At 53.2% G+C, this 26,197-nt stretch carries 24 protein-coding genes; 14 read left to right on the forward strand and 10 right to left on the reverse strand.

The genetic code is table 11. The features are described 5' to 3' along the window. Positions 1-169 precede the first annotated feature (169 nt). From ACIDE9_RS12230 to ACIDE9_RS12240, 3 genes are read left to right on the forward strand one after another with little or no spacing between them, the layout of a single operon-like run. Positions 170-625, forward strand: coding sequence for a (2Fe-2S)-binding protein (locus tag ACIDE9_RS12230; RefSeq protein WP_411995030.1), 456 nt, complete (start codon positions 170-172; stop codon positions 623-625). A gap of 11 nt (positions 626-636) precedes the next feature. Next, positions 637-2,799, forward strand: coding sequence for a molybdopterin cofactor-binding domain-containing protein (locus ACIDE9_RS12235; RefSeq protein ID WP_411995031.1), 2,163 nt, complete (start codon positions 637-639; stop codon positions 2,797-2,799). Between the two features lie 4 nt (positions 2,800-2,803). Beyond that, positions 2,804-3,787, forward strand: a complete 984-nt coding sequence (locus tag ACIDE9_RS12240) for an XdhC family protein (protein WP_411995032.1) — start codon at positions 2,804-2,806, stop codon at positions 3,785-3,787. Positions 3,788-3,798: 11 nt separating this feature from the next. On the opposite strand, the gene ACIDE9_RS12245 is transcribed toward ACIDE9_RS12240, so the two are convergent. Then, positions 3,799-4,398: an NTP transferase domain-containing protein gene (locus tag ACIDE9_RS12245; RefSeq protein WP_411995033.1), complete on the reverse strand. Its 600-nt coding sequence runs from the start codon at positions 4,396-4,398 to the stop codon at positions 3,799-3,801. A 94-nt stretch (positions 4,399-4,492) separates the two neighbouring features. Between ACIDE9_RS12245 and ACIDE9_RS12250 the strand changes: the two genes are divergently transcribed. Continuing rightward, positions 4,493-5,413: an alpha/beta hydrolase family esterase gene (locus tag ACIDE9_RS12250; protein ID WP_411995034.1), complete on the forward strand. Its 921-nt coding sequence runs from the start codon at positions 4,493-4,495 to the stop codon at positions 5,411-5,413. A gap of 20 nt (positions 5,414-5,433) precedes the next feature. Here ACIDE9_RS12250 and ACIDE9_RS12255 read toward each other — a convergent pair whose 3' ends face one another. Next, complete coding sequence (locus ACIDE9_RS12255) at positions 5,434-6,225, reverse strand: MipA/OmpV family protein (RefSeq protein ID WP_411995035.1); 792 nt, start codon at positions 6,223-6,225, stop codon at positions 5,434-5,436. Positions 6,226-6,333: 108 nt separating this feature from the next. Further along, positions 6,334-7,344 carry a trypsin-like peptidase domain-containing protein gene (locus ACIDE9_RS12260; protein WP_411995036.1) on the reverse strand — a complete coding sequence of 337 codons (1,011 nt, stop codon included), beginning with the start codon at positions 7,342-7,344 and terminating at the stop codon, positions 6,334-6,336. A gap of 210 nt (positions 7,345-7,554) precedes the next feature. On the opposite strand from ACIDE9_RS12260, the gene ACIDE9_RS12265 reads away from it, so the two are divergent. Continuing rightward, positions 7,555-7,932, forward strand: coding sequence for a hypothetical protein (locus ACIDE9_RS12265; RefSeq protein ID WP_411995037.1), 378 nt, complete (start codon positions 7,555-7,557; stop codon positions 7,930-7,932). Positions 7,933-8,066: 134 nt separating this feature from the next. Next, positions 8,067-9,299, forward strand: coding sequence for a peptide antibiotic transporter SbmA (sbmA, locus tag ACIDE9_RS12270; RefSeq protein ID WP_194752697.1), 1,233 nt, complete (start codon positions 8,067-8,069; stop codon positions 9,297-9,299). Between the two features lie 22 nt (positions 9,300-9,321). On the opposite strand, the gene ACIDE9_RS12275 is transcribed toward sbmA, so the two are convergent. Together ACIDE9_RS12275 and ACIDE9_RS12280 are read right to left on the reverse strand one after the other, a co-directional pair. Continuing rightward, positions 9,322-11,487, reverse strand: a complete 2,166-nt coding sequence (locus ACIDE9_RS12275) for an EAL domain-containing protein (RefSeq protein ID WP_411995038.1) — start codon at positions 11,485-11,487, stop codon at positions 9,322-9,324. Continuing rightward, positions 11,487-14,069 (reverse strand): chemotaxis protein CheW, encoded by a 2,583-nt coding sequence (locus ACIDE9_RS12280; protein ID WP_411995039.1) that lies wholly within the window; start codon positions 14,067-14,069, stop codon positions 11,487-11,489. Before ACIDE9_RS12280 ends, ACIDE9_RS12275 begins: the two co-directional genes overlap by 1 nt. A gap of 260 nt (positions 14,070-14,329) precedes the next feature. Here ACIDE9_RS12280 and ACIDE9_RS12285 point away from each other — a divergent pair, with 260 nt between their 5' ends. Continuing rightward, a complete protein-coding gene (locus ACIDE9_RS12285) occupies positions 14,330-14,821 on the forward strand; it encodes a DUF2721 domain-containing protein (RefSeq protein ID WP_370583242.1) in 492 nt (163 codons plus the stop codon). Here the strand turns inward: ACIDE9_RS12285 and ACIDE9_RS12290 are convergent. Next, a complete protein-coding gene (locus tag ACIDE9_RS12290; protein ID WP_411995040.1) occupies positions 14,818-15,915 on the reverse strand; it encodes an HPP family protein in 1,098 nt (365 codons plus the stop codon). The two genes, ACIDE9_RS12285 and ACIDE9_RS12290, sit on opposite strands and share 4 nt — an antisense overlap. 254 nt (positions 15,916-16,169) lie before the next feature. On the opposite strand from ACIDE9_RS12290, the gene ACIDE9_RS12295 reads away from it, so the two are divergent. From ACIDE9_RS12295 to cobC, 4 genes are all read left to right on the forward strand, one after another. Continuing rightward, complete coding sequence (locus ACIDE9_RS12295; protein ID WP_411995041.1) at positions 16,170-17,630, forward strand: DegQ family serine endoprotease; 1,461 nt, start codon at positions 16,170-16,172, stop codon at positions 17,628-17,630. Positions 17,631-17,755: 125 nt separating this feature from the next. After that, the gene (gene cobT, locus ACIDE9_RS12300) at positions 17,756-18,802 is read left to right on the forward strand and encodes a nicotinate-nucleotide--dimethylbenzimidazole phosphoribosyltransferase (protein WP_411995042.1); all 1,047 of its coding nucleotides are present in this window, start codon (positions 17,756-17,758) and stop codon (positions 18,800-18,802) included. Positions 18,803-18,813: 11 nt separating this feature from the next. Further along, complete coding sequence (locus tag ACIDE9_RS12305; protein WP_411995043.1) at positions 18,814-19,605, forward strand: adenosylcobinamide-GDP ribazoletransferase; 792 nt, start codon at positions 18,814-18,816, stop codon at positions 19,603-19,605. Further along, entirely contained in the window at positions 19,602-20,168 is a 567-nt protein-coding gene (gene cobC / locus ACIDE9_RS12310) for an alpha-ribazole phosphatase (protein ID WP_411995044.1), read from the forward strand. The genes ACIDE9_RS12305 and cobC overlap by 4 nt, the downstream gene beginning before the upstream one ends. Here cobC and ACIDE9_RS12315 read toward each other — a convergent pair. Continuing rightward, positions 20,165-21,574 carry a PLP-dependent aminotransferase family protein gene (locus ACIDE9_RS12315; RefSeq protein WP_411995045.1) on the reverse strand — a complete coding sequence of 470 codons (1,410 nt, stop codon included), beginning with the start codon at positions 21,572-21,574 and terminating at the stop codon, positions 20,165-20,167. The genes cobC and ACIDE9_RS12315 overlap by 4 nt on opposite strands. A 105-nt stretch (positions 21,575-21,679) precedes the next feature. Here ACIDE9_RS12315 and ACIDE9_RS12320 point away from each other — a divergent pair, with 105 nt between their 5' ends. Both ACIDE9_RS12320 and ACIDE9_RS12325 read left to right on the forward strand, forming a co-directional pair. Then, positions 21,680-21,928 carry a hypothetical protein gene (locus tag ACIDE9_RS12320; RefSeq protein WP_411995046.1) on the forward strand — a complete coding sequence of 83 codons (249 nt, stop codon included), beginning with the start codon at positions 21,680-21,682 and terminating at the stop codon, positions 21,926-21,928. A gap of 16 nt (positions 21,929-21,944) precedes the next feature. Then, positions 21,945-22,580 (forward strand): FMN-binding negative transcriptional regulator, encoded by a 636-nt coding sequence (locus ACIDE9_RS12325; RefSeq protein ID WP_411995047.1) that lies wholly within the window; start codon positions 21,945-21,947, stop codon positions 22,578-22,580. Here the strand turns inward: ACIDE9_RS12325 and cobD are convergent. Continuing rightward, the gene (gene cobD, locus ACIDE9_RS12330) at positions 22,549-23,550 is read right to left on the reverse strand and encodes a threonine-phosphate decarboxylase CobD (protein WP_411995048.1); all 1,002 of its coding nucleotides are present in this window, start codon (positions 23,548-23,550) and stop codon (positions 22,549-22,551) included. The two genes, ACIDE9_RS12325 and cobD, sit on opposite strands and share 32 nt — an antisense overlap. Further along, positions 23,543-24,496: an adenosylcobinamide-phosphate synthase CbiB gene (gene cbiB / locus ACIDE9_RS12335; RefSeq protein ID WP_411995049.1), complete on the reverse strand. Its 954-nt coding sequence runs from the start codon at positions 24,494-24,496 to the stop codon at positions 23,543-23,545. Before cbiB ends, cobD begins: the two co-directional genes overlap by 8 nt. A gap of 2 nt (positions 24,497-24,498) precedes the next feature. Here cbiB and ACIDE9_RS12340 point away from each other — a divergent pair, with 2 nt between their 5' ends. Next, positions 24,499-25,950: a cobyric acid synthase gene (locus ACIDE9_RS12340; RefSeq protein ID WP_411995107.1), complete on the forward strand. Its 1,452-nt coding sequence runs from the start codon at positions 24,499-24,501 to the stop codon at positions 25,948-25,950. Here ACIDE9_RS12340 and ACIDE9_RS12345 read toward each other — a convergent pair. Further along, positions 25,947-26,165 (reverse strand): RNA-binding S4 domain-containing protein, encoded by a 219-nt coding sequence (locus ACIDE9_RS12345; RefSeq protein ID WP_194740271.1) that lies wholly within the window; start codon positions 26,163-26,165, stop codon positions 25,947-25,949. The two genes, ACIDE9_RS12340 and ACIDE9_RS12345, sit on opposite strands and share 4 nt — an antisense overlap. Positions 26,166-26,197: the final 32 nt, after the last annotated feature.

Raw genomic sequence — 26,197 nt, forward strand, 5'->3', positions numbered from 1 at the left:
CTTATATAGCGTGCCTGTAGATAAAATTTAACATCGTTAAATTTCCTGTTTTATCGTGCATGAAATACACATACATACAGATGTGTATGTTAGTATATTTTTCATCATAGCCAACGTTCAGATTGGTTTAGCCACCAGGCACAACAGATATTCACAAGGAACCTACCCGATGAAACTAACGATTAATGGCAAAGAGACCGAGTTAAATGTCAGCGAAGACATGCCTATTTTGTGGGCGATTCGCGACGTGGCTGGCATGACTGGCACCAAATTTGGCTGTGGCATGGCGCAGTGCGGTGCCTGTACCGTGCATCTGGATGGCCAGGCTATCCGTTCATGCGTGACGCCGGTGAGTGCTGCAGTGGGTAAAAAGATCACCACGATTGAAGCCATGCAGGAAGACAAAGTCGGGCAAGCCGTGCAGGCTGCCTGGCAGCAGATTGATGTGGTGCAATGTGGCTACTGCCAGTCTGGCCAGATCATGTCTGCCACCTCATTACTCAAACAAAACCCCAAGCCCAGCGATGCCGATATCGACGCCGCCATGAGTGGCAATATCTGCCGTTGTGGCACTTATCAACGTATCCGCACAGCGATTCACGAAGCTGCTGCCAAACTGGCTTAAGGAGAGGCACCATGAACGATATGATTAATCTCTCTCGCCGCAGCTTTATTAAAAGTACCGCGCTGGTCGCTGGTGGCTTGGTGGTGGCGTTCAGCATTCCGCAGGCCAAGCGTTTTATGGGTGTGGCCAATGCGGCCGAGGCTATGCCGTTGCCTGCGCCCAATGCATTCTTGCGCATAGGTGCCGATGACAGTATTACGGTGATGCTGGCGCACAGTGAAATGGGACAGGGCGTGTGGACCACCTTGCCGATGCTGATCGCCGATGAGCTGGATGCAGACTGGAATACGATCAAGGTTGAGCATGCGCCTGCGGCACCGGCTTATATTCACACCGCTTATGGCATACAAATTACCGGCGGCTCGTCTACCACCTGGTCAGAGTTTGATCGCTACCGTCAGGCTGGCGCTTTAACGCGTGCGCTGTTAATGCAGGCGGCTGCCAAACAATGGAACGTGCCTGTGGCTGGGTTACGCACTGAAAACGGGGCGGTGATCAACGGCAGCCAAAAGTTGCGTTATGGTCAGTTGGTAGAAACCGCTAGCCAGTTGCCAACACCGGCCAGCGTCACGCTGAAAAAACCGGAAGAGTGGAAGTTTATTGGCAAAGCCACCAAACGCCTGGATAGCGCAGAAAAAATTAATGGCACCGCCAAGTTTGGCCAGGATGTGCAATTTGACGGCCTGAAAGTTGCCATGGTGGCACGTGCACCGGTATTTGGTACCAAACTGAAAAGTGTCGCTGACGGTGATACGCTGAAAGTACCGGGTGTGATCAAGGTGGTCAAGGTGCCGACAGGTGTGGCGGTGATTGCCGAGCATTACTGGGCGGCCAAGCAAGGCCGCGAAGCACTCAAACTGGAGTGGGATTTGGCCGGGCATGATAAACCGGACTCTGCGGCTTTATTAAAGCAATACCAGGCGTTGGCACAACAGCCAGGCGTGCAGGCTGCCAAGGCGGGTGATATTGCCAGCAGCAGCAAACAGGCCAAGCAGACCGTGACCGCCGAATATGTATTGCCTTATTTGTCACATGCGCCCATGGAGCCACTCAATTGCGCGGTAAAAATTTCTGAGCAGGGGTGTGACATCTGGACCGGAACGCAAATGCAAACCACGGACCAGGCCTCTGCTGCCAAGATCCTGGGTCTCAAACCGGAACAAGTGAAAATTCATACCCAGTTTTTAGGCGGTGGCTTTGGCCGTCGCGCTAATCCGCGCGCGGACTTTGTGTCTGAGGCCGTCGAGGTTGCAAAAGCCGCTGGCTTGCCAGTGAAAACCGTGTGGAGCCGTGAGGATGATGTTAAAGGCGGTTTTTATCGGCCGATGTTTGTGCACCGCGCAACGGTATCCCTAGACAAGCAGGGCAAGCCATTGGCCTGGCAACACACCCTGGTCGGGCAGTCCATCATCAAAGGCACGCCGTTTGAAGGCGTGATGATCAAGGATGGCATTGATGCCACCTCGGTGGAAGGTGTGGCGGATTCACCTTATGTCAAAGGCACGGCCAACCATCTGGTGCAATTACATTCGGTGCAGAGCGATGTGCCAGTGTTGTGGTGGCGCTCGGTTGGGCATAGCCACTCTGGCTTTGCTATGGAAAGCCTAATCGACGAGCTGGCGCATGCCAGCAAGCAGGATCCGCTGGCTTACAGACGCCAGTTGCTTAAAGACCATCCGCGCCATTTGGCAGCGCTCAACCTGGCTGCCGATAAAGCAGGCTGGGGCAAACCATTAGCTAAGGGCGTGTTCCGCGGCATTGCCGTGCATGAATCATTTGGCAGCTATGTGGCGCAAGTGGCTGAAGTTTCGGTCAAAGAAGGCGAAGTCAAAGTGCACCGTGTGGTGGTGGCGATTGATTGCGGCCTGGCGGTCAACCCGGATGGCGTGAAGGCACAAATGGAGTCTTCAGTGGCTTATGCCTTGGGCGCCGCACTGAGCAGCGAAATCAGCTTTAAAGATGGGCAAGTGGTGCAATCCAATTTCCACGATTACCAGGTGTTACGCATGAAAGACATGCCCAAGGTAGATGTACATATTGTAGCCAGCACCGAGAAAATGGGCGGTGTTGGTGAGCCAGGCGTACCGCCGTTGGCGCCTGCGGTGGCCAATGCCGTATTTGCCGCTACTGGTAAACGACTCCGCCGCCTGCCGATAGGCGACCAACTGGCTTAAGCATATGCAATCGTCAGATTGGGAAGTGCTGCAACGTGCCAGCGATTGGCTGCAACAAGGCTATCGCGCGCACCTGTTCACCGTGATCCAGACCTGGGGCTCGGCACCGCGTTTGCCGGGCGCCATTCTGGTGGTGCGTGAAGATGGCCATCTGGTTGGCTCGGTGTCGGGTGGTTGCATAGAGGATGACCTCGCAGATAAAGCCAGGCATCAGCAGTTGCCCACACAGCCCGCCATTCTCGAATATGGCATCCATCAGGACGAAGCGCAGCGTTTTGGTATCCCGTGCGGTGGGCAGCTAAAGATTTTTGCCGAGCCGCTCACACAGGCGGCGCAATTGGCACCCATGTTGCAAAGCCTGGCACAACGCCGTTTGTTAAAGCGTTCGGTCAATTTGCAGAGTGGCGAAGTACGCCACCAGCCTGTGTTGCCAGAGGGCTTGCCTTACCTGGATAACGACTGGTTCCACAGTTATTTTGGGCCACAGTGGCGCTTGCTCATCATCGGCGCCAACCAGTTAGGGTCAGTGCTGGCAGCCATGGCGCAAGCGCTGGATTTTCACGTCATGATTTGCGACCCACGTGAAGAAATGCGTGCCGAATGGCATGTGGAAGGCGCGGACTGGTTGCCCGGCATGCCGGACGATGTGGTGCTAGACATTGCACCAGATCCGCACACGGCGATTGTGGCGGTGACGCATGATCCTAAACTGGATGACATGGCTTTGCTTGAGGCGCTCAAATCAGATGCGTTTTATATCGGCGCGCTGGGCTCAGTCAAAAACCAGGAAAAGCGCAAGCAGCGTTTGCGCAGTTTTGATTTAAGCGAGCAGGAAGTGAATCGCCTGCATGGCCCGGTCGGTTTGCGCATAGGCAGCCGCACGCCAGCCGAAATTGCCGTCTCTATTCTGGCTGAGCTGATTCAGGCGCGGGCACAATTGCAACAAGTCGGACTCGCTCAAGCCAGTGCCAAACTGGCTGCGGCTTGAGCGAAATTGGCTCACGCCAGGTCTGCAGGGGTATCAATATCCTTTAAGACGCCTGCATCCTGGCATTCAAATCTTAAAATCTCGGCCTGATGCGCGCGCAACACTTCACGCGCGCCCTGGTCTCCCTCGACCAGCAGTAATTCCGGTATCAGGTCACTGGTAAAGCCAACCGGGTGCCCGGGTTGGCCCTGAAACATGGGCTGCACCAGTCGTGCTTGCGTCAGTTGTTGCACGACGCGCGTAATGGTTGCTGCCTGAATGTATGGCATATCTGCCAGCGCAATGACCAGTCCGGATAGGTGTGGAAAGTGCGTTTGTGCCGTGACAACCCCTAATGTCAGGCTGTCCGCCATCTGTTGATGCTGTTCTTCACAAGTCACTACCTTAAATCCCAGTGACATGAGCTGGCCAGTGAGCGGCGACTCATAGGCACGTATCACCGCAATGCTGTTCGGCAACGCTTGAATTAAAGCTTGCGCTGCACTCAGCGCCATTAATTGTCCATCGGCGAGTGGTTGTAGCAGTTTGTTCTGCGCGCCAAAGCGGCGTGAAAAGCCACCTGCCAGCAATAAGCCGACAACCGGTTGTTGTATGGGGGCAAGTGGTGTCATATTTCTGTTCATGCATCGATTGAGCTAAAGCGGTCAACAACTCACTTCACTGGCGCGTTCATGTATGCTTTCCATACGCTTGTCTGGAGTATCTATGATGTTGCCTAAACGATTATATTACCCTGTGTTGCTGGGCTTGCTGACTTTTCCTGCGCTGGTGTGGGCCGGTCTTGCGGCGGGTGATGATGAATTTGCCGTGACTGTGAGCGGAGACCAGCGTCCTTATCTGGTCCATGTGCCCAAGCAGGCACTGTCTGGGCAGGCCTTGCCTATGGTGCTGGTGCTACATGGTGGCCTGGGTAATATGCAAGTGCAGGCCAATGAGCGTTTTTACCACCAAGTGTCGGCCGCTGAGAAATACGGTTATATTGTGGTGTTCCCTAATGGCTACAGCCGCCTGCCGGGTGGCAAGTTTGCGACCTGGAATGCGGGCAATTGCTGTGGCCCGGCGGTTAAAAAGCAGAGTGATGATGTTGCTGTTATCCGTGCCATCATCCAGGACATGCAGCAACGTGCCAATGTCGATGCCAAACGCATTTTTGTCGATGGCATGTCGAATGGCGGCATGATGAGCTACCGATTAGCTTGTGAGCTATCTGACACCGTGAGTGCCATCGCCTCGGTCGCTGGCACCGACAATACCCAACGCTGCCAGCCTGCCAAGCCGGTAGCGGTGCTGCATATCCATGCCAAAGACGATGACCATGTGCCGTTTAATGGCGGCAAAGGTCAGCAGTCCATGGTTGATGTGAGTTTTAACTCAGTGCCAGCGACGATACAGAAGTGGGTGCAGCTCAACCAGGCCAATAGCCAGGCCGAGCGCATCCTGGATGTGCCCGGCGCTTATTGCGAAATCCACCGTGGCGGACTGGCCCCAGTGCAGCTGTGCGTTACGGATACTGGCGGCCATTCCTGGCCCGGAGGCAGTAAACCGCGTGGTGGGCAGGCTGGTTCGGATGCGATCTCTGCCAATGATGTGATCTGGCAGTTTTTTAACGCTAACGGCAGCCGCTAGCTGAGTTAAAAACAGGTGAGTTAAAAAGGAATACTGTAGCCGACATAGGCCATCGGCTGGATTCTGGTTTCGGTAATCGGGCTGTTATGTTGTGCGTTGCTCAGTCGCGTCACAAAGGCGCCAAATAAAAGGGAGTGGTCTTTAAAGGCAGGCATCATGCCATTGACACCCGCCTGCCATTCCACGCCAGAGCCTGCGCGGTAAACCGGGCGGCTGGCAGTTGCTTCGCTGTTGTCGACGCCGAAATAATAGTCGTTAAATTTCTGGTTATTCCATGTCGCGCCAACCACCCCGTTCAAGCGTAGTTGCGGAGCGCGCACCAGGCTTTTAATGTATTGCAACTGAACCTGTTGGCCATTGCTGTTGCCGCTGGCATCTGTGGTCCATTGCGCATTAAACGTGCCATAGTCTGTTTGCCAGCGTAGCAAGGGGCCGACAAAAATCGAGAAGTCGCGGTCATGCATGCCACGGGTGCGATCGCCTTTGCTGGCATCCCAGCCAAATTTGGCTTCAGCAGACAGCCCAAAGCGCACACGCTGGTCATCGCTGTCCAGCAGCCAGACACCTGCTTGTAATGCATTGATGAAAAAGCGATCACCATAGTTGGCATTGATAATTGGCAATGCAAGTACGCGGTACTCATCAGAGCCTGAGGTCTTGGGCAAGACGCCTACGCCTATGCCGTATAAGTTTTGTGCTCTGGGCACGGCCGTTTCAGTTTGGCGGTCTATGCGAGACTCAGCTTCTGCCATGGCACTAAATAAGGCGATGGTCAGCCCGGTGGTGGTGCGTGTTACTGCGTGTTTCATCATGTGTGTATCCATTATTGTTATGCGCTGCATGCTTGAACAGCATTTGCCTGAGAGAGTTCCCGCAAGCAAGATATTTTCTGGCTTGTTTCACAAGCTTAACACGGCGTGTTAACTGCCTTGTTTCAGTTGAATAATTTGCTGCGTGACTTTTTCGCCCTGGTCTTTATCCACTGCGCTGATCGCCGGTTGCAGTGACTGCAAGGTAGTCAGATCTTTTTGCGTAAATGCCACGCGTGACAATGCCAGCATGGCGTCATAGTCGCGCTGGTTCAAGTCATAAGCATGCTTGAGGTCTTGCTCGGCCTGCGCAAACTGTTGCAGGCCTTCTTCTGCCAGGCCGAGAAAGTACCACGCATCGGCTGAGCTGGGCTCTTTATGCGCCCATTCGCTGGCAATGGACTTCAAATTAGCCCAATCTGCATTCTGGTAAGGAATCACCACCTGCATAAAGTAAGGCCGTTGTTCGAGTGGCAATGCCCAGAACGGTACCTCATTGGTTTTGAGCGAGATAATTTCAGGTGCCTCCATGAGCTCTTTGATCCACTCCACTGGCAGGCTGTAGTAAAACGCCTGGTGGCCTGGGCTCTTGAAGGTGGTGAGCCCGATCAGGTTGAAATTTTGGTCAAACAGGGCACCGCCACTGGAGCCCATTAAGAACGAGGCGTTCGAGCGCACAATCATGCTGCCATCGTAAGGGTAAATACCTTTGATATTGCCATAAGACAGTTGTGGCACCGGCGCGGCCGCTGGAAAACTCAAACTAAACACTTCTTCTTCGTATTGCAGGGTTTTGCTATCGCGCATGGGGAGTGGCTTGAACGGCAGCGGGTCAAACTTGAGCAGGCAGACATCGCGTTTCCAGTTGGCCTTGAGCGCAATAGGGCGGTAACCATCACGGAACTTGGCAATATTGGCGCCATTGCTATTGGCAATCACATGGCAGTTGGTGGCCACATATTCCGGGCTCACCACCACGCCGGAGCCTCTGCCATTGGAGCCACCAGGTATATCGGTCGTGACCATCACAATCGAGTGGCCCAGTTCCAGTGTGTCGACGATACTAGGCTGCGCCTGCACAACCCCTGTCCACATTATCAGCAATAGCAATAACCGTTTCATACAGGCTCCCATCGACAAAGGCCAATCGTTCTGATCATGCATCATGCACGAGTCTGAGCTCTCTGACCAGAATATCGCGTAAATGTTTTCTGCGGTAGCTATTTTGTAAGCATTATCTGACAAGTAAATCGGCACCTGCCTACTTATTCAATCCATTTCGACTCTCTACCATAGCGCATGAGATCGTCTGAGAAAAATCGAGTATTAAACATGCAACGAACCAAGTCCTATATGTTACCCAAGCTGATTTTATTAAACATGCTTGCCTTGATGATGATTACTTTCGAGCACGAAGTCCCCGCTGATAATAATCCTTTACTGAGTGCAACTCAGTCCGGGCAGGTGGTGGCACCGGAGGCCGCTGAAACCGTGGCCGCCGCCAATGCATCGCCGCCTGCGGTAAAAGTGGCAGCGGTAGATGAAGCGAAAGTCGACGAAGATAAACAGACTGCCATGAAAAAACCGGCTGTTTATAAAAAACGGGTGCAACAAAAGCATTCGGCGAACAAATCATCTGGCATGGTGTTAAAGGCTAATTACACCGCCAATACGCCGTTGGGCTGCTGCTTCCGCGGTAACCGCATCTAGCATTCATACACGTGACAACACATAAAGCCTCCTCACGGAGGCTTTTTTGTTGCAGGTCTTTTCAAGAGCCAATACACTGGCAGACAATTACTTTCCCCACAAACATCCAAACAAAAATCGTCAAAGAAAGCGCTATGTTTAAATCTTTTTTCCCTGATTCTCGCTGGTTCTGGCCTTCTGTCATTGTGTGGGCAACCGTGTGTTGTGGTGTCTGGTTTGAATTTTCTACTGCCATTGGTGCCATATTCGGCTTATCCGTGGCTGAGGCGGAACCTGTCATTGGCCTGGGCCACTTTGTCACCGATTCATTCAAGTTGTTTTATGGCTACTATGCCGTGAGCGTGGCCCTGTTTGCGCTGGCCTGGTTTCAGTTAAAGCCTACACGCTGGCAGTGGTGGTCTATTGTCGGTTCGTCGTTTATCCTGTTTTCGACCTATTACTCGGTGCAAGTATCCGTGGCGATTAATAACTGGCGCCGACCATTTTTTGACGGCGTGCAGGCAGCCTTATCACCCAACTCCAAGGTGACCACGGCCGAGCTTTATACCTTGATGCTACAGTTTGCCGAAATTGCGTTTGTGGCGATTTTTATCTATGTCATCACGCGTTTTTTTGTCAGCCATTATATTTTCCGCTGGCGCACGGCGATGAACGATTTTTATACCAGCCAGTGGTCACAGGTGCGCCGCATTGAAGGTGCTTCGCAGCGGGTACAGGAAGACACCATGCGTTTTGCCACCATTATGGAGGGCCTGGGTGTGTCTATGGTGGAGGCGATCATGACGCTATTCGCGTTCTTGCCTGTGCTATGGAGCCTGTCTTCTTATGTCAGCGAATTGCCGGTGTTTGGCACCGTGCCTGCGCCACTGTTTACCTCGGCGATTGCCTGGTCGGTATTTGGTACTTTATTACTGGCTGCCGTAGGGATTAAATTGCCGGGGCTGGAATTCAGGAACCAGCGTGTCGAAGCCGCCTACCGTAAAGAGCTGGTGTATGGTGAAGACAATATTGAGCGCGCACAACCGGCAACACTCAAGTCATTGTTTATGGATGTACGTAAAAACTACTTCCGCCTGTATTTCCACTATATGTATTTCAACGTGGCGCGCAGCCTATATTTGCAGGCAGACAATATTTTCGCCTACCTGATTCTGGTGCCGACGATTGCGGCCGGGCGTATCACCTTTGGTATTTTGCAGCAGATCCTGACTGCGTTTTCACAAGTCAGCAACTCATTCCAATACCTGGTGAATTCCTGGACGACGATTGTTGAACTCTTGTCGGTATACAAACGGTTGACCGCATTTGAAGCGGCCATTAAACACGAGGCGTTGCCCGACATTGAAGTAGAGCAGGCTGCGGTTTAACTAGAAAGCACTGTGGCCAGGGTTACCTGGCCACCTGCTGAAAGTGATCGAATTTTGGCTGCTGTTCGCGCATAAACTGCGCCAGCGCTTCATCCGATAACGGTCGGCTGTAATAGTATCCCTGCCCGACATCACATCCACTATGCAGTAAAAAGCGGTGCTGGTATTCGGTTTCTATGCCCTCGGCAGTGACCGATTTATGCAAGCTTTTGCCCAGGTTAATCAGCGCCAGCAAAATGTTGCCATTAGTAACACTTTGCTCCAGGTCTTGCACAAAAGCCTTGTCGATTTTGAGCTCATCAATCGGATAGTTTTTGAGGTAGGCCATATTTGAGTAGCCGATGCCAAAATCATCAATCGCGATGCACACGCCCAGTCGCTTTAGCTGCTCCAGCGTGCGCGTGAACATGGCCTCATCCTTGAAGCGGGCATTTTCGGTGACTTCTAGCGTAATTAAATGTGGCGGTACGCGCTCCTGCCGCAGTACGCGTTGCACGGTTTCAACCAAATTGCCGCGCAAGAACTGAATCGGCGAGACATTGACCGCAATCGGCACCATATAGCCCCACTCGGTTTGCATGGACTTGATCTTCTGGCAGGCGGTTTGCAATACCCATTCACCAATGGCAAAAATATGGCCGGTTTCTTCGGCCACCGGAATAAACTGGTCGGGCGGAATGAGGCCGCGCTCAGGATGTTGCCAGCGGATCAGCGCTTCCAGTGCACTGATATTGCCGTGCTGCATATTGATTTGCGGCTGGTAATACAGCATCAATTCTTGCCGTTGCATGGCATGGCCCAGGCCATATTCAATTTCGTTGCGTTCGCCCAGTTGTTGCGCCAGTGTGCCGCTAAACATCTGCACCTTGTTTTTGCCTGCATTTTTGGCACTGTAAAGCGCCGAGTCGGCGCAACTAAGCAGCGTGTCGATTTCCTTGGCATGGTCGGGGTAAATACTGACGCCCACACTGCAGGTCATATTAAATACATAATCGCCAATGGCAATCGGTTGTGAAATGGCTTCCATCACGCGTGCTAGCAAGGGCTCGGCATCTTCTGCCACGCGCAGGCCGGGGTAGAGCATGACAAATTCATCACCGCCAAAGCGCACAATGGCATCGGTCGGGCGCGTGCTCTGGATCAGCCGTTGCGCGACATTCTCCAGCAGTTTGTCACCAGCGCGGTGGCCCAGCGTATCGTTAATCAGCTTGAAATGGTCGAGGTCGATAAAGGCAATGGCAATCTTGTTTTGCGTTTTATCGGCTTCAGCAATCAGGCTGGCCAGTTTGCCACTGAAGGCGTGGCGGTTGAGCAGGCCGGTCAGGTTGTCAGTGACAGCCAGTTGGCGGATTTGCAGCTCATGGTTCTTGCGGTCGGTAATGTCTTCTACCGTGCCTTCGTAATAGAGAATAGCGCCTTGCGGGTCGCAGACGGCATGGGCGTTTTCTGAAATCCAGATGGTTTCACCATTGAGCCGGTAAACCTCAGATTCAAAATTATGTACCCGGCCTTGCGCGCGGATGGCTTCGGTAAATTCACCGCGCCTGCTTTCGGCCACGTAGAGCTGGGTGCTGATATTGTTGAGGTCGCTGATGAGTGCTTCCGGCGACACATAGCCATACAATTTGGCCAGTGCTGGGTTGGCGTTGAGGTAGGTGCCGGACTCCGTGGTCTGGAACATGCCCAGGGTGGAATTCTCAAACATCGAGCGGTATTTTTGCTCGGTGCTGAATAGCTCGTGTTCGATGCGTTTGCGGCAACTGATGTCTTGGATAATGCCTTCCAGCGCCACTGGTTTGCCCTCACTATCAAACACGGCACTGCCGCGCTCGGCGACCCAGGTGATGTCGCCATTGGCGCGCACAATGCGGTATTCCAGCTCAAAACGCTCGCCTTTTTTAATCGCAGCATCAATCACGGTGCGCGCTTGATCCCTGTCATCTGGGTGCGTGATGATTTCGTAAGAGGTGGTTTTGTTTAGCAGCAACTCATGTGCCGGATAGCCAGTGAGGGCTTCGCAGCCCTTGCTCACATAAATCATGGTCCAGTTGCTGTCATACAGGCAGCGGTAAATCATGCCATCCAGGTTATCCAGCAGCGTATCCAGCAATCGCTGTTGCTGCGCGGTGAGTAAGGATTCCATGATGTCGTTTTGCATGAGTCCGAAAAGGGTAGTCTGACTATTCATCAGGCATACACCTGCTCTGCAGATTGCGAACGCACGGAAAGCACTTTGTCCCACAGGCTTTGTGCGGTGATCAGGGTGAGCATGCTGTTCTGGGCAATATTGGCAATGGCAATGCCAGGATTATGGCTGGCGCCCCTGAAGAAGGTCGTCATCGGCTGAATCTGCGATGGCGCCAGGTAAGGAATTTCGCCCAGGGCAGAGACAAACAGGCCAAACCGCAGCGAGGCCGCTTTGTCTTCAATGACGATGATCTGCCGGTAATCAGTGAAGTAGTGCGGATGCCCCAGCATGCGCGCCAGGTCGATCACCGGAATCACCTCTCCGCGGTAGGCATGCATACCGGCGATAAACGGTGCAGACTCTGGCAAGGTACGCAACTGGTCTTCATCAATCGCCTCGCGCACAAAGCGTGCTTCTATACCCATCCATGAATCACCGACGTAGAAGGTGGCATATTCCTGGCAGTCCTGCCCGGATTGCGCAAACAGGTTGGGGTTGAACTTGTTGTGAATGACTTGCGCTTCGGCGTGGATGCGCTGGTTAATTTCATCCACTTTGCCCAGTGGTGTAAAAATCAGGGCAACCACTTTATTGCGGTAGCTATCCTGTTCGCTCTTAAACTCACGGTAACCATAGGCTGCGCGGGCACCAACGGCGTAATAGGTGTTCTGGTAAATGGCAATATCAAACAGCTGTTCGCTGTCTTTAAGCTTAGCAATGGCGGGCATCAGTTCAAATGTTTCACCGATGGCAAAGTCTTTGTGCGTGCTTGAAATCACACTCATCTGTACATTTACAAACAGGGTAAAACTGCCATTGACCGGCGTATCTGTTTTATCGCGTGGAATCACATCGCGCAGCATGGCCTGGAATTGCGGTGTACTGTCAAACACGATGGCAATGCCACCGACGATACCGCTACCATCTAGGTGACGGATAGGCGCGGCATAAATATAAGTGTGTTTGTCGTTGTAGAGCGGGGTGGGTTCAAACGGGGAGACCACATAATCTTGGGTTGAAGCGCAACTGCGCGTTCGGCCTACCCATTCATCCGCCAGCTGGGTGCCGAGCAGATGGTTATACTGATGGTTAGACACCGCCATCACTTCACCTTTGCGGTCAAACACAATCAGATTGTCATACACGGTATACAGGCTATTGATATAGCGCAGCACCTCTGTCATGGTGCTTTTATCTTCAGCCTGCAAGCTAGCCTTCGCCAGCAAATCCCTGAACACATGCGTCAGTGCCCACCAACGCACATCGTTGGCACGTTCATATAGGTTGCGGTCCATGATTTCTACCGCCAGCTGTGCATAAAAACTGGAGTTTTCCAGCATCACAGACACCACGGTCTGGTAGAGCTCAGAGACCATGTTTTCAATGATCTGCTGTGTTTTGTGGCCGGTATGGCTGATCTCGGAAAGCAGGCTTTTGGAGAAATTTTTCTGCTGGGTATTCACATCATTGCTTTGCCGGATATTACCGTTCCACACTGACTGATTCAGTTTGCTCTGGATATTGGCCGCCTGCTTGGGAATATTCAACAAGCTTTCGGAGAAAATCAGCGGGCTACGCATCACTTTACGCAGAATGTCCGCATCAATATTGTTGACCATGTCGCGAATGCTCTGGTTAAACGCATGTTCTATCGGGATCATGGCCTGGCCCAACCAGCCTGGCCCCAGGTAACCCTGGTAGCCCTCTGACTGTTTGGTCACGCACAGGTATTCGCGCCCGCTAAAACGCGTAATAAACCAGTCCGTGTCGGTATCCACACATAGCGAAATGCCTAGCGGAATCTGGTAAGGGTCGCTGGAGGCAATCACGTTGCGTTCTTCGTCCAGCAACACGCCTATGGTCCAGTCATGATGCGGAATCAGGTTATGGAAGATGGTATCCAGCTCATTGACGAACTTAAAGCACAGGCATAGCACGCCCAGTGTACGCTGGCCGTCTTTGCTGCGTACAGCATGCGCGTAGACCAGCGACTTGTGCATCTTGCCGCCGATCTCTGTTTCATAAAAACGCTCTACATATGGTTCTGTCGATTGCCGCGCCAGTGCCACAATCGGGTGGTAATGAAACAAGGTGGTTTGCGTGTCATCCAGTTGATGCAGCAATTGGCCCTCTTCATCAAACAGCACAATGTTGTCGTAGACGGTGTATTTTTTCTGGTATTCCTGGAAACGAAATGCAAGTCTGTCCTGATCGGCATCTTCCACGATGTCCGCAGCCTGTTTTTCGAGATAGTCGCGCACATCATCGTCGGTCGCGAAAAATCCAATGTCAGCCGTACGCTCAAACAGGTTGCGCACCAGCAGGTTGATGATTTCAAACGCTTTTGACGACAGTTGTGCAGCGGTTTTATGCAGGGTTTCCTGCGATAAATGACGTAATACATCATTTGAAATGGTGTTAAACGCGCTGCGGGTTTCCTCCATTTCGGAGCCGGTGCCGGACAGTTGCGCCATCAATGCCAGGCTATCCCAGGCGTGTTGCAGTTGGTAAATATTTGAACGAAAGTCATTGACCTTCTTGAAGTGGTTAGCCAAGTCCTCGGTTAACGGTTGCGGGTGCATCTTGTTGCCTCTTTCCCTATACATATTTTATTGTTGCCAGGGCGTATACAGCAAAAATGGTTCCCGTTTGGGTAGGTCGAATTGAAAAACAATGGCAAGAAAAATGCTTTTATTACAATATTAAGGCCCTAAATGCACTCAATGTGGCTTGAAAATCGCTTATGAATCGTTGAACTAACATTTAAAACGTTATTTTTTCGAAGAATTGTTTTCTTCATGCTTTTTTCTAGTGCATCCAAAACCAAAAGAGTGCATTTTTGGTGCCTGACTCTCCGTTTGCAAGTACTTTCCTGCCTATGATTAATACCATGATAGAAATCCACAGTGTGTCTGAAGCCATCCGTGATGCGGTAGCGCCGGTGTTTTTATTAACCGGTATCGGCTCGATTTTAGGCGTGCTGATTGGCCGCCTGGGGCGCTCGATAGATCGCGCCCGTTTTTTGACCGATGCACCAGAAGAAAAGCGTGAGCGCTTTAAAGATGAGCTGAGGATTATTGTGCGGCGCACAAAGTGGCTGCGGCGGGCCATTGCTGCGGCCACGTTTGCTGCCTTGTGTATTTGCGTCTCGATTGCCAGTATGTTTTTGTCGGTAGAGACGGGTTTGCGGCTGCCGCACTTGGTGATGGTGTCATTTATTATTTCGATGGCCTCGCTGATTTTCGGCCTGTTATGCTTTTTGCGCGAGATTGTGCTGGCGTCACGTGAAGTGATTGTGCCGTTTCAGCAGCGCGACAAGCCTGCCCAACCTTAACGGTATAACGCACGAATCACGTCTGTTTGCGTCAGAATGCCGACCAGTTTGTTGGATTCATCGACCACCGGCAGCAATTGCAAATGGTGGCTGGTCATGAGCGGGATGGTATGCATGAGATGCATGTGCTCGGTGATGGTGATCGCCGGTGTGGTCATGATCTGGCCGACCACTTCCGGTTTGTCGCTATGCGTGGTGGGTGACCAGCGGATCAGGCGTTTTAAGGCAGGTGCCACTTCGCGGTAGCTCTCTGCCTTGGCGTGGCGCATAAAGTCAGACACGCTGAGCAGGCCTATCACCAATTGGGCCTTGTTCACGACGGGAATCGCTGGCTCGGTCTGTTTGAGTATGGTTTGCCAGGCGGTTTCCAGCGCGTCGCCAAACTCCAGCATGGTTGAGACCGGGCGCATAATTTCCCGGCACTCAATCGCTTCCAGCTTGCGCCTGTAAGCAATCAGTTCGGTTTGTTCCAGCAAACTTTGTAATTGTTCCGGGTGGATATCCAGCACTTCATGAAACTGCCCCAGCGCGGTCTGTAAGTCTTCTGTTTTAAAACCAAACTGGTAGTGCATATGGGTAGGCGAATTGGGCGCGTGCTCGTGATGTGCGGCAGGATAGCGATAGCCGGTCAGCGTATGGTACAGCCAGGCCGTGAGCACCAGTAACACACTATTTGCCAGCACCGGCCACCAGACAAAACTGTAGCCCAGGCTATGAATGGCTTCGCCGCCTAACACGGCTGTCAATGCCACCGCGCCACTGGGTGGATGCAGGCAGCGCAGCGCGAACATGAGTGCGATGGCGCTCAGCATGGCCAGTGCCGCGGCAAACACCAGTTGTTGCGGTAACAGTTGCGTGAAAAATACCCCGGCCAGTGCTGCCAGGGTGTTGCCCGCTAAAATGGCCCAAGGTTGTGCCAATGGGCTGGATGGCAGGCAAAACAGGATGACGGCGGAGGCGCCCATGGGGGCAATTAAAAACACCACACTATGCCAGTCACCAGGTACCACATTCAGGGCAATCAGCCCGGTACACAAAATTCCTAATCCGGCACCGATAGCCGCCCGCGCATAGTCGCGCAAAGTGCCTGTCATTCGGCGGGGCCAATAGGGCTTTAAAAAAGACGGTAACTCTGTCATTGCCTGGTCAAAAAACAAAGAGTGTGAAGTGTATCACGATCAATGCATTTTCCATTTTCTACCGCTGCATGGTCTGTACCGTGAGCGCCAGTGGGCCTGATACATCAAGATACAAAAACAGTGAAACTTCGGCACATTTTTACTGCTCATATGCGCAGAGGTTCTTTGAATGAAGTGCCAATATTAAAAAAGCAAGAAAGGATGTTGTGATGCAATCGTTTTTACAATCAAAACTCACGCATTGGGTGACTGTACCGTTAGCCGTGGCCGCTTTGTTCGGCGCAGGCTATTTCATTAAGGGCAATACGCTGGTGAACCATGCGCAGGCAACTGCGCCGGTCTCGGCAAAAGCCATGACGGCGCCGAGTGCGTATATTACCTTGCCAAACTTTGCCAGCATTGCGTCTAGCCAGGGGGCGGCTGTGGTCAATATCAGCGTCACCGGGACGGTGAAAACGGCAGGCATTCCGGGTGTAGATCCAAACGATCCGATGTTTGAATTGTTCCGCCGTTTTCAACCTAACCTGCCACAAACCGAAACCCCCATGAACGGCCTGGGTTCGGGTTTTATCGTCAAGTCTGATGGCGTGATCCTGACCAATGCGCATGTAGTTGATAAGGCGGATGTGGTGACGGTAAAACTGTCTGATAAGCGTGAGTTTCAGGCCAAGGTGATCGGCGTGGATAAATTGACTGACGTGGCGGTGCTGAAAATTGATGCCAAAGATTTACCGACTGTGCATATCGGTAGCACTAAAAACAGCAATGTCGGTGACTGGGTAGTGGCGATCGGTTCGCCATTTGGTTTTGATAACACGGTGACCGCAGGCATTATTTCTGCCAAGTCGCGCGCATTGCCGGATGAAGGCTATGTGCCGTTCCTGCAAACTGACGTGGCGATTAACCCAGGCAATTCGGGTGGTCCGCTGTTTAACCTGAACGGCGAAGTGATTGGTATCAACTCGCAGATCTACAGCCGTAGTGGTGGCTATCAGGGGCTGTCATTCGCGATCCCGATTGATGTCGCCATGGGTATTGAGCAGCAATTGCTAGAAAAAGGCAAAGTCAGCCGTGGCCGTTTGGGCATCGGTGTGCAGTCGATCAACCAGGATCTGGCGAGCTCGTTTGGTTTGCAGTCGCCGAGCGGTGCGCTGGTCAGCAATATTGAGAAAAATGGCCCGGCCGATAAAGCAGGCCTGGAACCTGGTGATGTGATTGTCAAATTCAATGGACAAAGTATAGACCGCTCCAGCGATTTGCCACCAATGGTGGCCAGTGTCAAACCGGGTAGCACCGTGAGTATGGAGGTGTGGCGTAACAAGCAGTTGAAGAAACTGTCTGTGCGCATTGATGAAATGCAAACGGCTCAAGCCGGTCCGGCGGTCGTGCCAGACAGCCAGCAATCCAAACTGGGCGTCAGCGTGCGTCCGCTGACGTCGCAGGAGCTGGCGCAAACCCAGCTCAAGCAAGGCTTGCTGGTTGAGGAAGTGGCTAAAGGGCCAGCAGCCACCGCTGGGATACAACCAGGAGATGTGATCCTGGCGGTGAATGGCGACCAGGTGAAGAATGTGAGCCAGCTGCACGACAAGCTGTCGCAAAACGGCAAGAACGTGGCCTTGCTGGTGATGCGTGGTGACAGCAAGATTTATGTGCCGGTCAAAATCAGTTAACTTTTGCGTGTAATCCTTCGAGCTTGCCCCGCTTAGGCGGGGCTTTTTTATATGCTGGGTAAATTCAGGCCAGACGTTGCATAATTCTGCTACGCTTTCGTTTTCGCTCGTTAAAATAATTAATTATGCAGACATTTCATATTGAGCCTACTCATGACGCGCTGTTGCAAGCTGCGCTGGTGAATCAGATTAATCAAAAGACCAAACCACTTGGCGCATTAGGCCGTCTGGAAACCCTGGCTTTGCAATTAGGCCTGGTGCAGCAGACCGAGCGTCCTGTGTTGCAGCAGCCGACCATGCTGGTGTTTGCCGGCGATCATGGCATTGTGGAAGAAGGGGTGAGTCCTTATCCGCAGGCAGTCACCGCACAAATGGTGCTGAATTTTCTCAATGGTGGTGCAGCGATTAACGTGTTCGCACGCCAGCATGGGTTTGATTTGCATGTGGTGGATAGCGGCGTGAATGCTGTGTTCCAGCCGCATCCGTTGCTGATAGATGCCAAAATCGGTATGGGCACGGAGAATTTCCGGCATCACCCTGCCATGACCGCTGACCAATGTGCGCAGGCGATCACACGTGGTGCACAAATTGCGCGTAATGCGATTGCGCAGGGCTGTAACGTCATGGCGTTGGGGGAGATGGGCATAGGCAACACGTCCAGTGCCAGCTGCCTCATGAGTGTGCTGTGTGACTTGCCTATGCATCAGTGCGTAGGGCGTGGCACCGGTTTGAGTGACAAAGGTTTGCAGCACAAGCTCTCTGTGCTGACCTCTGCCTTGCAGATGCATCATGTTGCAGCCGATGAACCATTGCAGGCGTTGGCGGCATTTGGCGGTTTTGAAATTGCCATGATGGTAGGTGCATTGCTGGCTGCCGCAGAAGCCAGGACAACCTTGCTGATTGATGGCTTTATTGCGACCTCTGCCTTGCTGGTGGCTGCCAAGCTGTATCCGCAAGTGATTGATTATTGTGTATTTGCCCATTGCTCTGATGAAAGCGGGCACAGCATGATGTTGTCGCACCTCAAGGCACAGCCTTTGCTGCATCTGTCCCTGCGTTTGGGGGAGGGCACTGGTGCAGTGCTGGCGTATCCCTTGTTGCAGTCAGCCGTGGCTTTCCTTAATGAAATGGCCAGTTTTGAAAGTGCTGGCGTGAGTGGGCAGTTGCAGTGAGGCTGGCTGTAGTGAAACTGCAATGGCGCTATTTCGTGCTGGCGGTTGGTTTTTTCACGCGACTGCCTGTGCCTGCGGTGACGGACTTCCAGGAGTCTGACCTCAATCACGCTGCCAGGTATTTTCCGCTGGTCGGTTTGCTGATTGGCCTGATTGCCGCCATCGCCTGGTGGCTGGCCAGTTGGGTGTTTCCACCAGCCTTGGCCGTCTTATGCAGTATGGCGATGACCATTTACCTGACAGGCGCGTTTCATGAAGATGGCCTGGCAGACAGCGCCGATGGCCTCGGTGGCGGCATGGACCGCGCGCGCAAATTGGAGATCATGCAGGATTCACGCCTGGGCAGCTACGGCGCGATTGCGCTGGTCGGCATGCTGTTGTTCAAGTTTCAGGCTTTATCTGCGCTCACGCCTGCCATCTTGCCGTTTGCGCTCATTTCCGCGCATGCGCTTAGCCGACTGGCGGCGGTGTACATCATGGCGAGTGCTAGCTATGTGCGCTTTGCCGGTAAGTCCAAACCCCTGGCGACCACACTTTCAAAGCAGGATATCTGGTGCGCCAGTGCCTTTGGCCTGGTGTGCTGGCTAGGCTTTTGCCTGATGCTGGGCGTGAATCATTCTGCGCTGAGCACGATACGCTTTGCCCTGATCACTGGTTTACCTGTGCTGGCCATCTGGTGGTGGTGGCGTCGCCTGATTTTGCGCCATTTGCAGGGCTACACCGGCGACACCTTGGGTGCAACACAACAATTGACTGAACTGGCTTTTTATTTAGGCTTGCTGGCCTGGGAACATTTAGCATGAAACTGACCTTAGTCCGCCATACCAGTTTGCAAATCGCCGAGGGCATTTGCTATGGTCAGAGTGATATTGATGTTTCGATTAACTTTGCCAGTGAGTTATCACAACTCAAGCAGAAGCTGATTCACGAGCAAATTGATGCCGTCTATGCCAGTCCTCTACAGCGTTGCAGCAAGTTGGCATATGCGTTGGGTTTCGACGGCATTACGCATGATGAGCGCCTGAAAGAACTGCATTTTGGCGATTGGGAAATGCGGTCGTGGAACGATATTCCACGCGAGTTGTTTGATGTGTGGGCACAGAATTATGCTGAGCTGGCGCCACCCAATGGTGAAACATTTGCCGGGTTGCAGCAGCGTGGTGTGGACTTTTTGCAGGAAGTGCAGGCGCGTCATGCAGGCCAGCACGTACTGGTGGTCACGCACGGCGGCATGATACGCGCCCTCATTGCGCACGTGCTCAATATGCAGCTCAAAGGCCTGTTCCGCTTTCACGTCGACTATGTCAGTCTGACTCGGCTGGATCTGTCTGGTGCGATTCCCAAAATTGAGTTTGTGAACCGCTAAGCTTTTCTCAATAATTCAAATACCTTGTCATGCTCACAATGGGCCACGTTAAAACGTAGCCACGACGAAGGTTCCTGATAAGGCCGGAACAGGTTGCCAGGGGCCAGCATAATGTTCTGTCTCGATGCCTCGCTTGCCACCTCCGCAGCATTTTTGTCGTTGGCCAGTTTTGCCCACACAAACATGCCACCGGCAGGCTCGGCATGAATACTCAAACCACATTCTTCCAGGGCACGTATCACCTGCGTCCTTTTCAGCTCCAGCCGGTTACGCACTTTCTCCATGTGCTTGCGGTACCTGCCTTCGACCAAAATCTGGTACATCACGCGCTGGTTAATTTCTGAGCTGGTGAGGCCGGTGAGCAGTTTGAGGTCGAGCAATCGGTTGGCCAGTTCGGCCTGGCAGGCAATAAAACCCACGCGCAAGCTAGCCGAAATGGTTTTGGAGTAACTGCTGACGTAAATGACGCGGTTGAGCTGATCCAGTGCCGCCAGGCGCGGCGCATTTTGCGGGTGAAAGTCACCGTAAATATCGTCTTCCACAATATATAAACCGTATTTTTCTGCCAGTTGTAAGATCTGGTGGGCGACCGCCAGGCTAGTGCTGGTGCCAGTGGGGTTGTGTAATACGGTATTGGTGAAAAACAGTTTGGGCCTATGTTCTTGCAGGAGCTGCTGCAAGGCGCTAACGTCCGGGCCATTCAGGAGTCGTGGCACTCCCATAATGCGCGCGCCCATGGATTTTAAAAATCCAAACAAAGTGTAGTAGCCAGGATCGTCTACCAATACCACGTCGCCAGGTTTGATGAACAGCCGTGCGACTAAATCCAGGCCATGTGAAGCGCCATTGGTCATGAGGATATGTTGCGCCTCTGCATGAATGCCAATGTCGGCCAGGTTCTTTTGTGTCAATTGTTGCCGCAATGGTAAGTACCCACTTACATCGCCATAGCCAGTTAAAAAATACCCCGATTTTCGTGACAGCTCATTCAGGCTTTTTTGAATGACTTTTTCATCCAGCCAGTCTTTGGGTAACCAGCCACAGCCAGGCCGGATGGCATCGGGCACGTCCCTGAAAGTGTTATGCAGCAGCCATAACACATCGTCAGCCCTATCCAGGTAAGAGGTGCTTGAAACGGTTTCTTCGGGTTTGTTGAGGGGGGCAACATAGAAGCCTGAGCCGCGCCGCGACAGCAGATAACCCAGCGCTACCAGGCGGTCATAGGCATCGACCACCGTAAAGCGACTGATGCCATGTTGCAATGCAAAGTCACGGATGGAAGGCAGGCGTGTGCCTGTGCGCAACACACGTTGCTCCACCAGTTGTTTGATGCCAATGACAATTTGTTCGACCAGTGGTACCGGGTCTTGCGGGTTGATGGTAATGAGTGATTGTGTGACCGGCATGGTATATGGACCTGTACAGTGCTTTATATTGATGTGTAAATTGTACATGTGGTGTACATGTTTGGGGCGATAGTATGTGGTTTATATTTTCAGGATAAACCGTCGATGAAATCCTCACTTGCACTATTAATGTTGGCATTGATGACTTTGCCGCTTTTGTTAAACGGTCAACATAATTCAGTGCATGATGCGCGTATGGAGGCTACCAATCAACCGGTATGCCTGAGTAATCTACATGGCATGGAGGCGTGTGATGCAGCGGTGATCTCACAGCAAATCATGCAGCCTGCCAAGCAACAAACCATGGTGCTGGTGAGAGGGCAGTTGCTGCCACTACAGCCGGATCATCGCTAAATACCGCAATCTTCTCATGTATACACCCAAACATTTTTCTGCCCCCAGTGAGGCGGCGTTACACGAACTGATACGGACATATCCATTTGCCACCTTGATCATGACCACAGGCAGTGATGTGGAGGTGAATCATTTGCCGCTGTATTTAGATGACGAAGGTGTGTTGAGCGGCCACCTGGCGCGTGCAAATCCCTTATGGCAAGCCGTGCAGGCTGAGCAACCGGTGATGGCGGTTTTTCATGGTCCGCATGCCTATGTGACCCCTTCCTGGTACCCTACAAAAGCCCAAACCGGCATGGTGGTGCCGACCTGGAATTATGTGGTGGTGAATGCGCGTGGCAAGCTGCGGGTGATAGAAGATGCCAATTGGTTACGCGCCCATTTGACTGCGCTGACGGCACAACAGGAAGCGGCGTTTGAACAACCGTGGCAACTTGAGGATGCTCCGGCCGGATTTATCGACAAGCTCATGCAGGCGGTAGTTGGTATTGAGATTGAGGTTACCGAACTCACTGGTAAATGGAAGCTGAGCCAGAACCAGTCGCCGGAGAATCAAGTCGGGGTGTTGCGGGGTTTAAGTGCGGGTGATGATGTGTATGGCCCCGAGATCGCTGAATTGGTCAAGGTTGTGAATCGCTTAACTGTTGGGTGACGTGGCGTAGGGCTTGTGTCAGCCGAGACCAGTCGTTAGCTGGCGGCAAGCCAAAACGCAAGGCTGACGGCGATTCAAAATAACGCGTCCATATGCCTTCTTTCGCCAATGTTTGCTGTAACTGGTGGCTGTCAGAATGTAGTACATATTGAAATAAATCGGTACCGCCCGCAGGCTGTAGCCCATGCTGGCTAAGTAGTTGTGCTAATTGCCTGGACTGTGCAGGCAGATGCACGCGCATCTGCTGTTGCCAGTCATGGTCGGCCAGCGCCTGGCTGGCAATCATTTGGCTGGGGCCTGCGATGGTCCAAGGGCCGAGTAATGACTCCATTTGCGCCAGGGCTGTGGGTTCGCCCAGTAAGAAGCCCACCCTCAGGCCTGCCAGTCCAAAAAACTTGCCCAGTGAACGCAATACCCATAAACCTGCCTGCCCGGTATGGCTGGCGAGGCTGTACTGCGGTGTTATGTCCATAAACGCTTCGTCGACGACCAGCCAGCCACCTCTGGCGGCCAGCTGCGCATGCCAGTCCAGTAAGGTGTCTGGAGCGTACAGGTGCCCGGTCGGGTTATTGGGGTTGCATACTAGTAATACATCTGACTGATTGAGTAGGTGTTGACTCGGTATCTGTTCAAAAAATTGTACCTGGTGTCCGGCGCGTTGCCAGGCATATGCATGCTCCTGATACATGGTGCGCGGCATCGTGGCGCGGCAAGGTGTGCGCAAGGTCGGCAATAGTTGCAAGGCAGCTTGTGAGCCTGCGCAGGCCAGCACATGCTGGCAACCATAATACGTGCGCGCGGCCGCATGCAGTGCCTCGGGGGCAGGCGGCAAGCGTTGAAACAATGCTGGAGCCAATGCCGGAATGGGATAGTGTTGAGGATTGATGCCAGTCGATACATCCAACCAGTCTGAGAGTGGCCGGCCGTATTGCTGCGCGGCTTGCTGCAAATTACCGCCGTGTTCAAGCATAGGCGTATGCTCCAATCAATACAGCCACGATCAGCCAACTCAGCATACCGTTACTTACCAACTGCAGTGCCCTGAGAATATCTTCAGCAATCGGTGTTGTGAGCGTGCCCAGGCGCGGGCGATCATGCCACTCACCATGATAGCGGGCGCGTCCGCCCAATTGCACATTCAGCGCGCCTGCTCCGGCGGCCATTACCGGGCCTGCATTCGGGCTATCCCATAACGGCGCTTGTTGCCGCCAAGCTTGCCATGCCAGCCGTGTCTGTCCGAGTAATGCATAGGTGAGTGCCGTCAGTCTGGCGGGCACATAATTCAGCGCATCGTCCAGCCGCGCGGCTGCCCAGCCATAATAGAAATAGCGCGGTGTTTTATACCCCCACATGGCGTCCAGCGTGTTCACCAGGCGGTAAGCCAATGCACCCGGCCCACCGGCGATAAAAAACCAGAACAATGCCCCAAACACACTATCGCTGCCGTTTTCTAGCACGGATTCAATCGTCGCACTCACCGGCTCAATCGCGTCTACATCACGGCTGACCATATAAGAAGTCGCGCGTTGGGCCTCTTGAAACTGGCCATGTTGCAAAGCATGGTAGACCGCCAGGCCATGCTGGCGCAGGCTGCGGTGGCCGATGGCAAAGTACAGCAGGTAGATATGGAAGGCGAGCGCAAGCCACATGGATAGCTGCATGGCATAGATGACCAGCAAGGTAGGTGGCAGCACGAGTAAGACCACCCCAAAGGCACCAGTGAGACGTTGGCGAGTTTGTGGCTGCTGGCTGGGGGGATTCAGGCGCTTTTCAAGCTGTGTCACCAGCCAGCCAAAGCCCACCAGTGGATGCCAGCGCTTGGGTTCACCTAGCCAAAGATCAAGCAGCACAGCGCCGCAGGCAAGCCCGGCGAGTGTGAGATAATTGATCGATGGATAAACAGGCAGTGAAAACATTAATGATTCAGGGCACCACGTCGGATGCCGGTAAAAGTACGCTGGTGGCCGGATTGTGCCGCGTATTGTACCGCAGCGGGGTGGCGGTGGCGCCATTCAAGCCGCAAAACATGGCCCTCAATGCCGCCGTGACTGAAGATGGCGGCGAGATTGGCCGCGCGCAGGCAGTGCAGGCGATGGCGTGTGGATTGCCTCCGCATACCGATATGAACCCGGTGTTGCTTAAGCCGAATTCTGACACTGGCTGCCAGGTGATTATTCACGGCCAGGTGGTGGGTAACCAGGAAGCGAGTACTTACCACGACTATAAAAAGACCGCCATGCAGGCGGTGTTGCAATCCTACCAGCGCCTGCAACAGCAGTATGACTGCGTGGTAGTTGAAGGCGCTGGCAGCCCGGCTGAGATCAATCTGCGCGCCAACGATATTGCCAATATGGGTTTTGCCGAAGCGGTGGATTGCCCGGTGATGTTGGTGGCCGATATTGATAAAGGTGGCGTGTTTGCGCACCTGGTTGGAACGCTGGCCTTGTTATCTGAAAGCGAACAAGCGAGGGTAGTCGGTTTTGTGATTAATAAATTCCGTGGTGATATTGCCTTGCTGCAGCCAGGCTTGGATTGGCTGGAAGAGCGCACTGGCAAACCCGTGATCGGGGTGTTGCCCTATCTGCATGACTTGCACCTGGAGGCAGAAGATGCCGTGGCCAGGACGAGGAGCAAAAAGACCGGTGCACAGTTAACGGTCGTCGTGCCCGTGTTGCCGCATATTGCCAACCATACCGACTTTGACGCACTGCGCCTGCATCCGCAAGTAGACTTGCAGTTTGTGCGCTTGAGTGAGCCTGTGCCCGCGGCTGATTTAATTATTTTGCCCGGCAGCAAGAATGTGCGTGGCGATTTGGCTGCTTTGCGCGAGTATGGCTGGGAGCCTGCGATTGCGCGGCATTTGCGTTACGGCGGCAAAGTGCTGGGGATTTGTGGCGGCTTCCAGATGCTCGGCCAGCAGTTGCATGACCCGTTGGCGCTAGAGGGCGAGGCGGGCAGTAGTGCTGGCTTTGGCTGGCTGGAGATGGAGACGACGCTAGAAGCACACAAACAACTCAAACAAGTCTCCGGCAAGCTGGCTTTTGCCGATGCAGAGTTGCAGGGTTATGAAATTCATATGGGCGTGAGTACCGGCGCTGCGTTGGCGCGCCCGGTGCATGTGATCGCGGGGCAGGCAGAGGGTGCATTGTCCGCCGATGGTCAGGTCGCAGGCAGCTATATTCATGGTTTGTTTGACCACCCGCAAGCCTGTGCCGCCTGGTTGCAATGGGTGGGGTTGTCTACCCAGGTGGATTACGACTACACGCAATTGCGCGAACAGAGCCTGGAACAATTGGCCGACAGTGTGAGCCAGCATCTGAACTGGTCCGCACTCGCTCCTTATCTGCCAGCAGGATTTAAGCCAGTTTAGCCTGCCACCACTTTAATCGTCTGCTCAAAGGCTTGCACCACTTGCCCGGCGCGGATTTTGGCGGTTTTTCTGCGCTCAATAGCGCCATCGACCTTAATCAATCCTTCGGCCACCATAGACTTGCCCTGGCCGCCACTGTCGGCCACGCCTTCCAGTTTGAGCAGGTCACACAGCGCGATAAATTCGCCTCTCAGTTCAAAAGTCGTCGTTGCCATGGTTAGTCCTGTGCTTATCTGAAAACGTCATT

Origin of the sequence: Methylophilus sp. 'Pure River', from assembly GCF_046765995.1 — a bacterium.
GTDB lineage: Bacteria > Pseudomonadota > Gammaproteobacteria > Burkholderiales > Methylophilaceae > Methylophilus.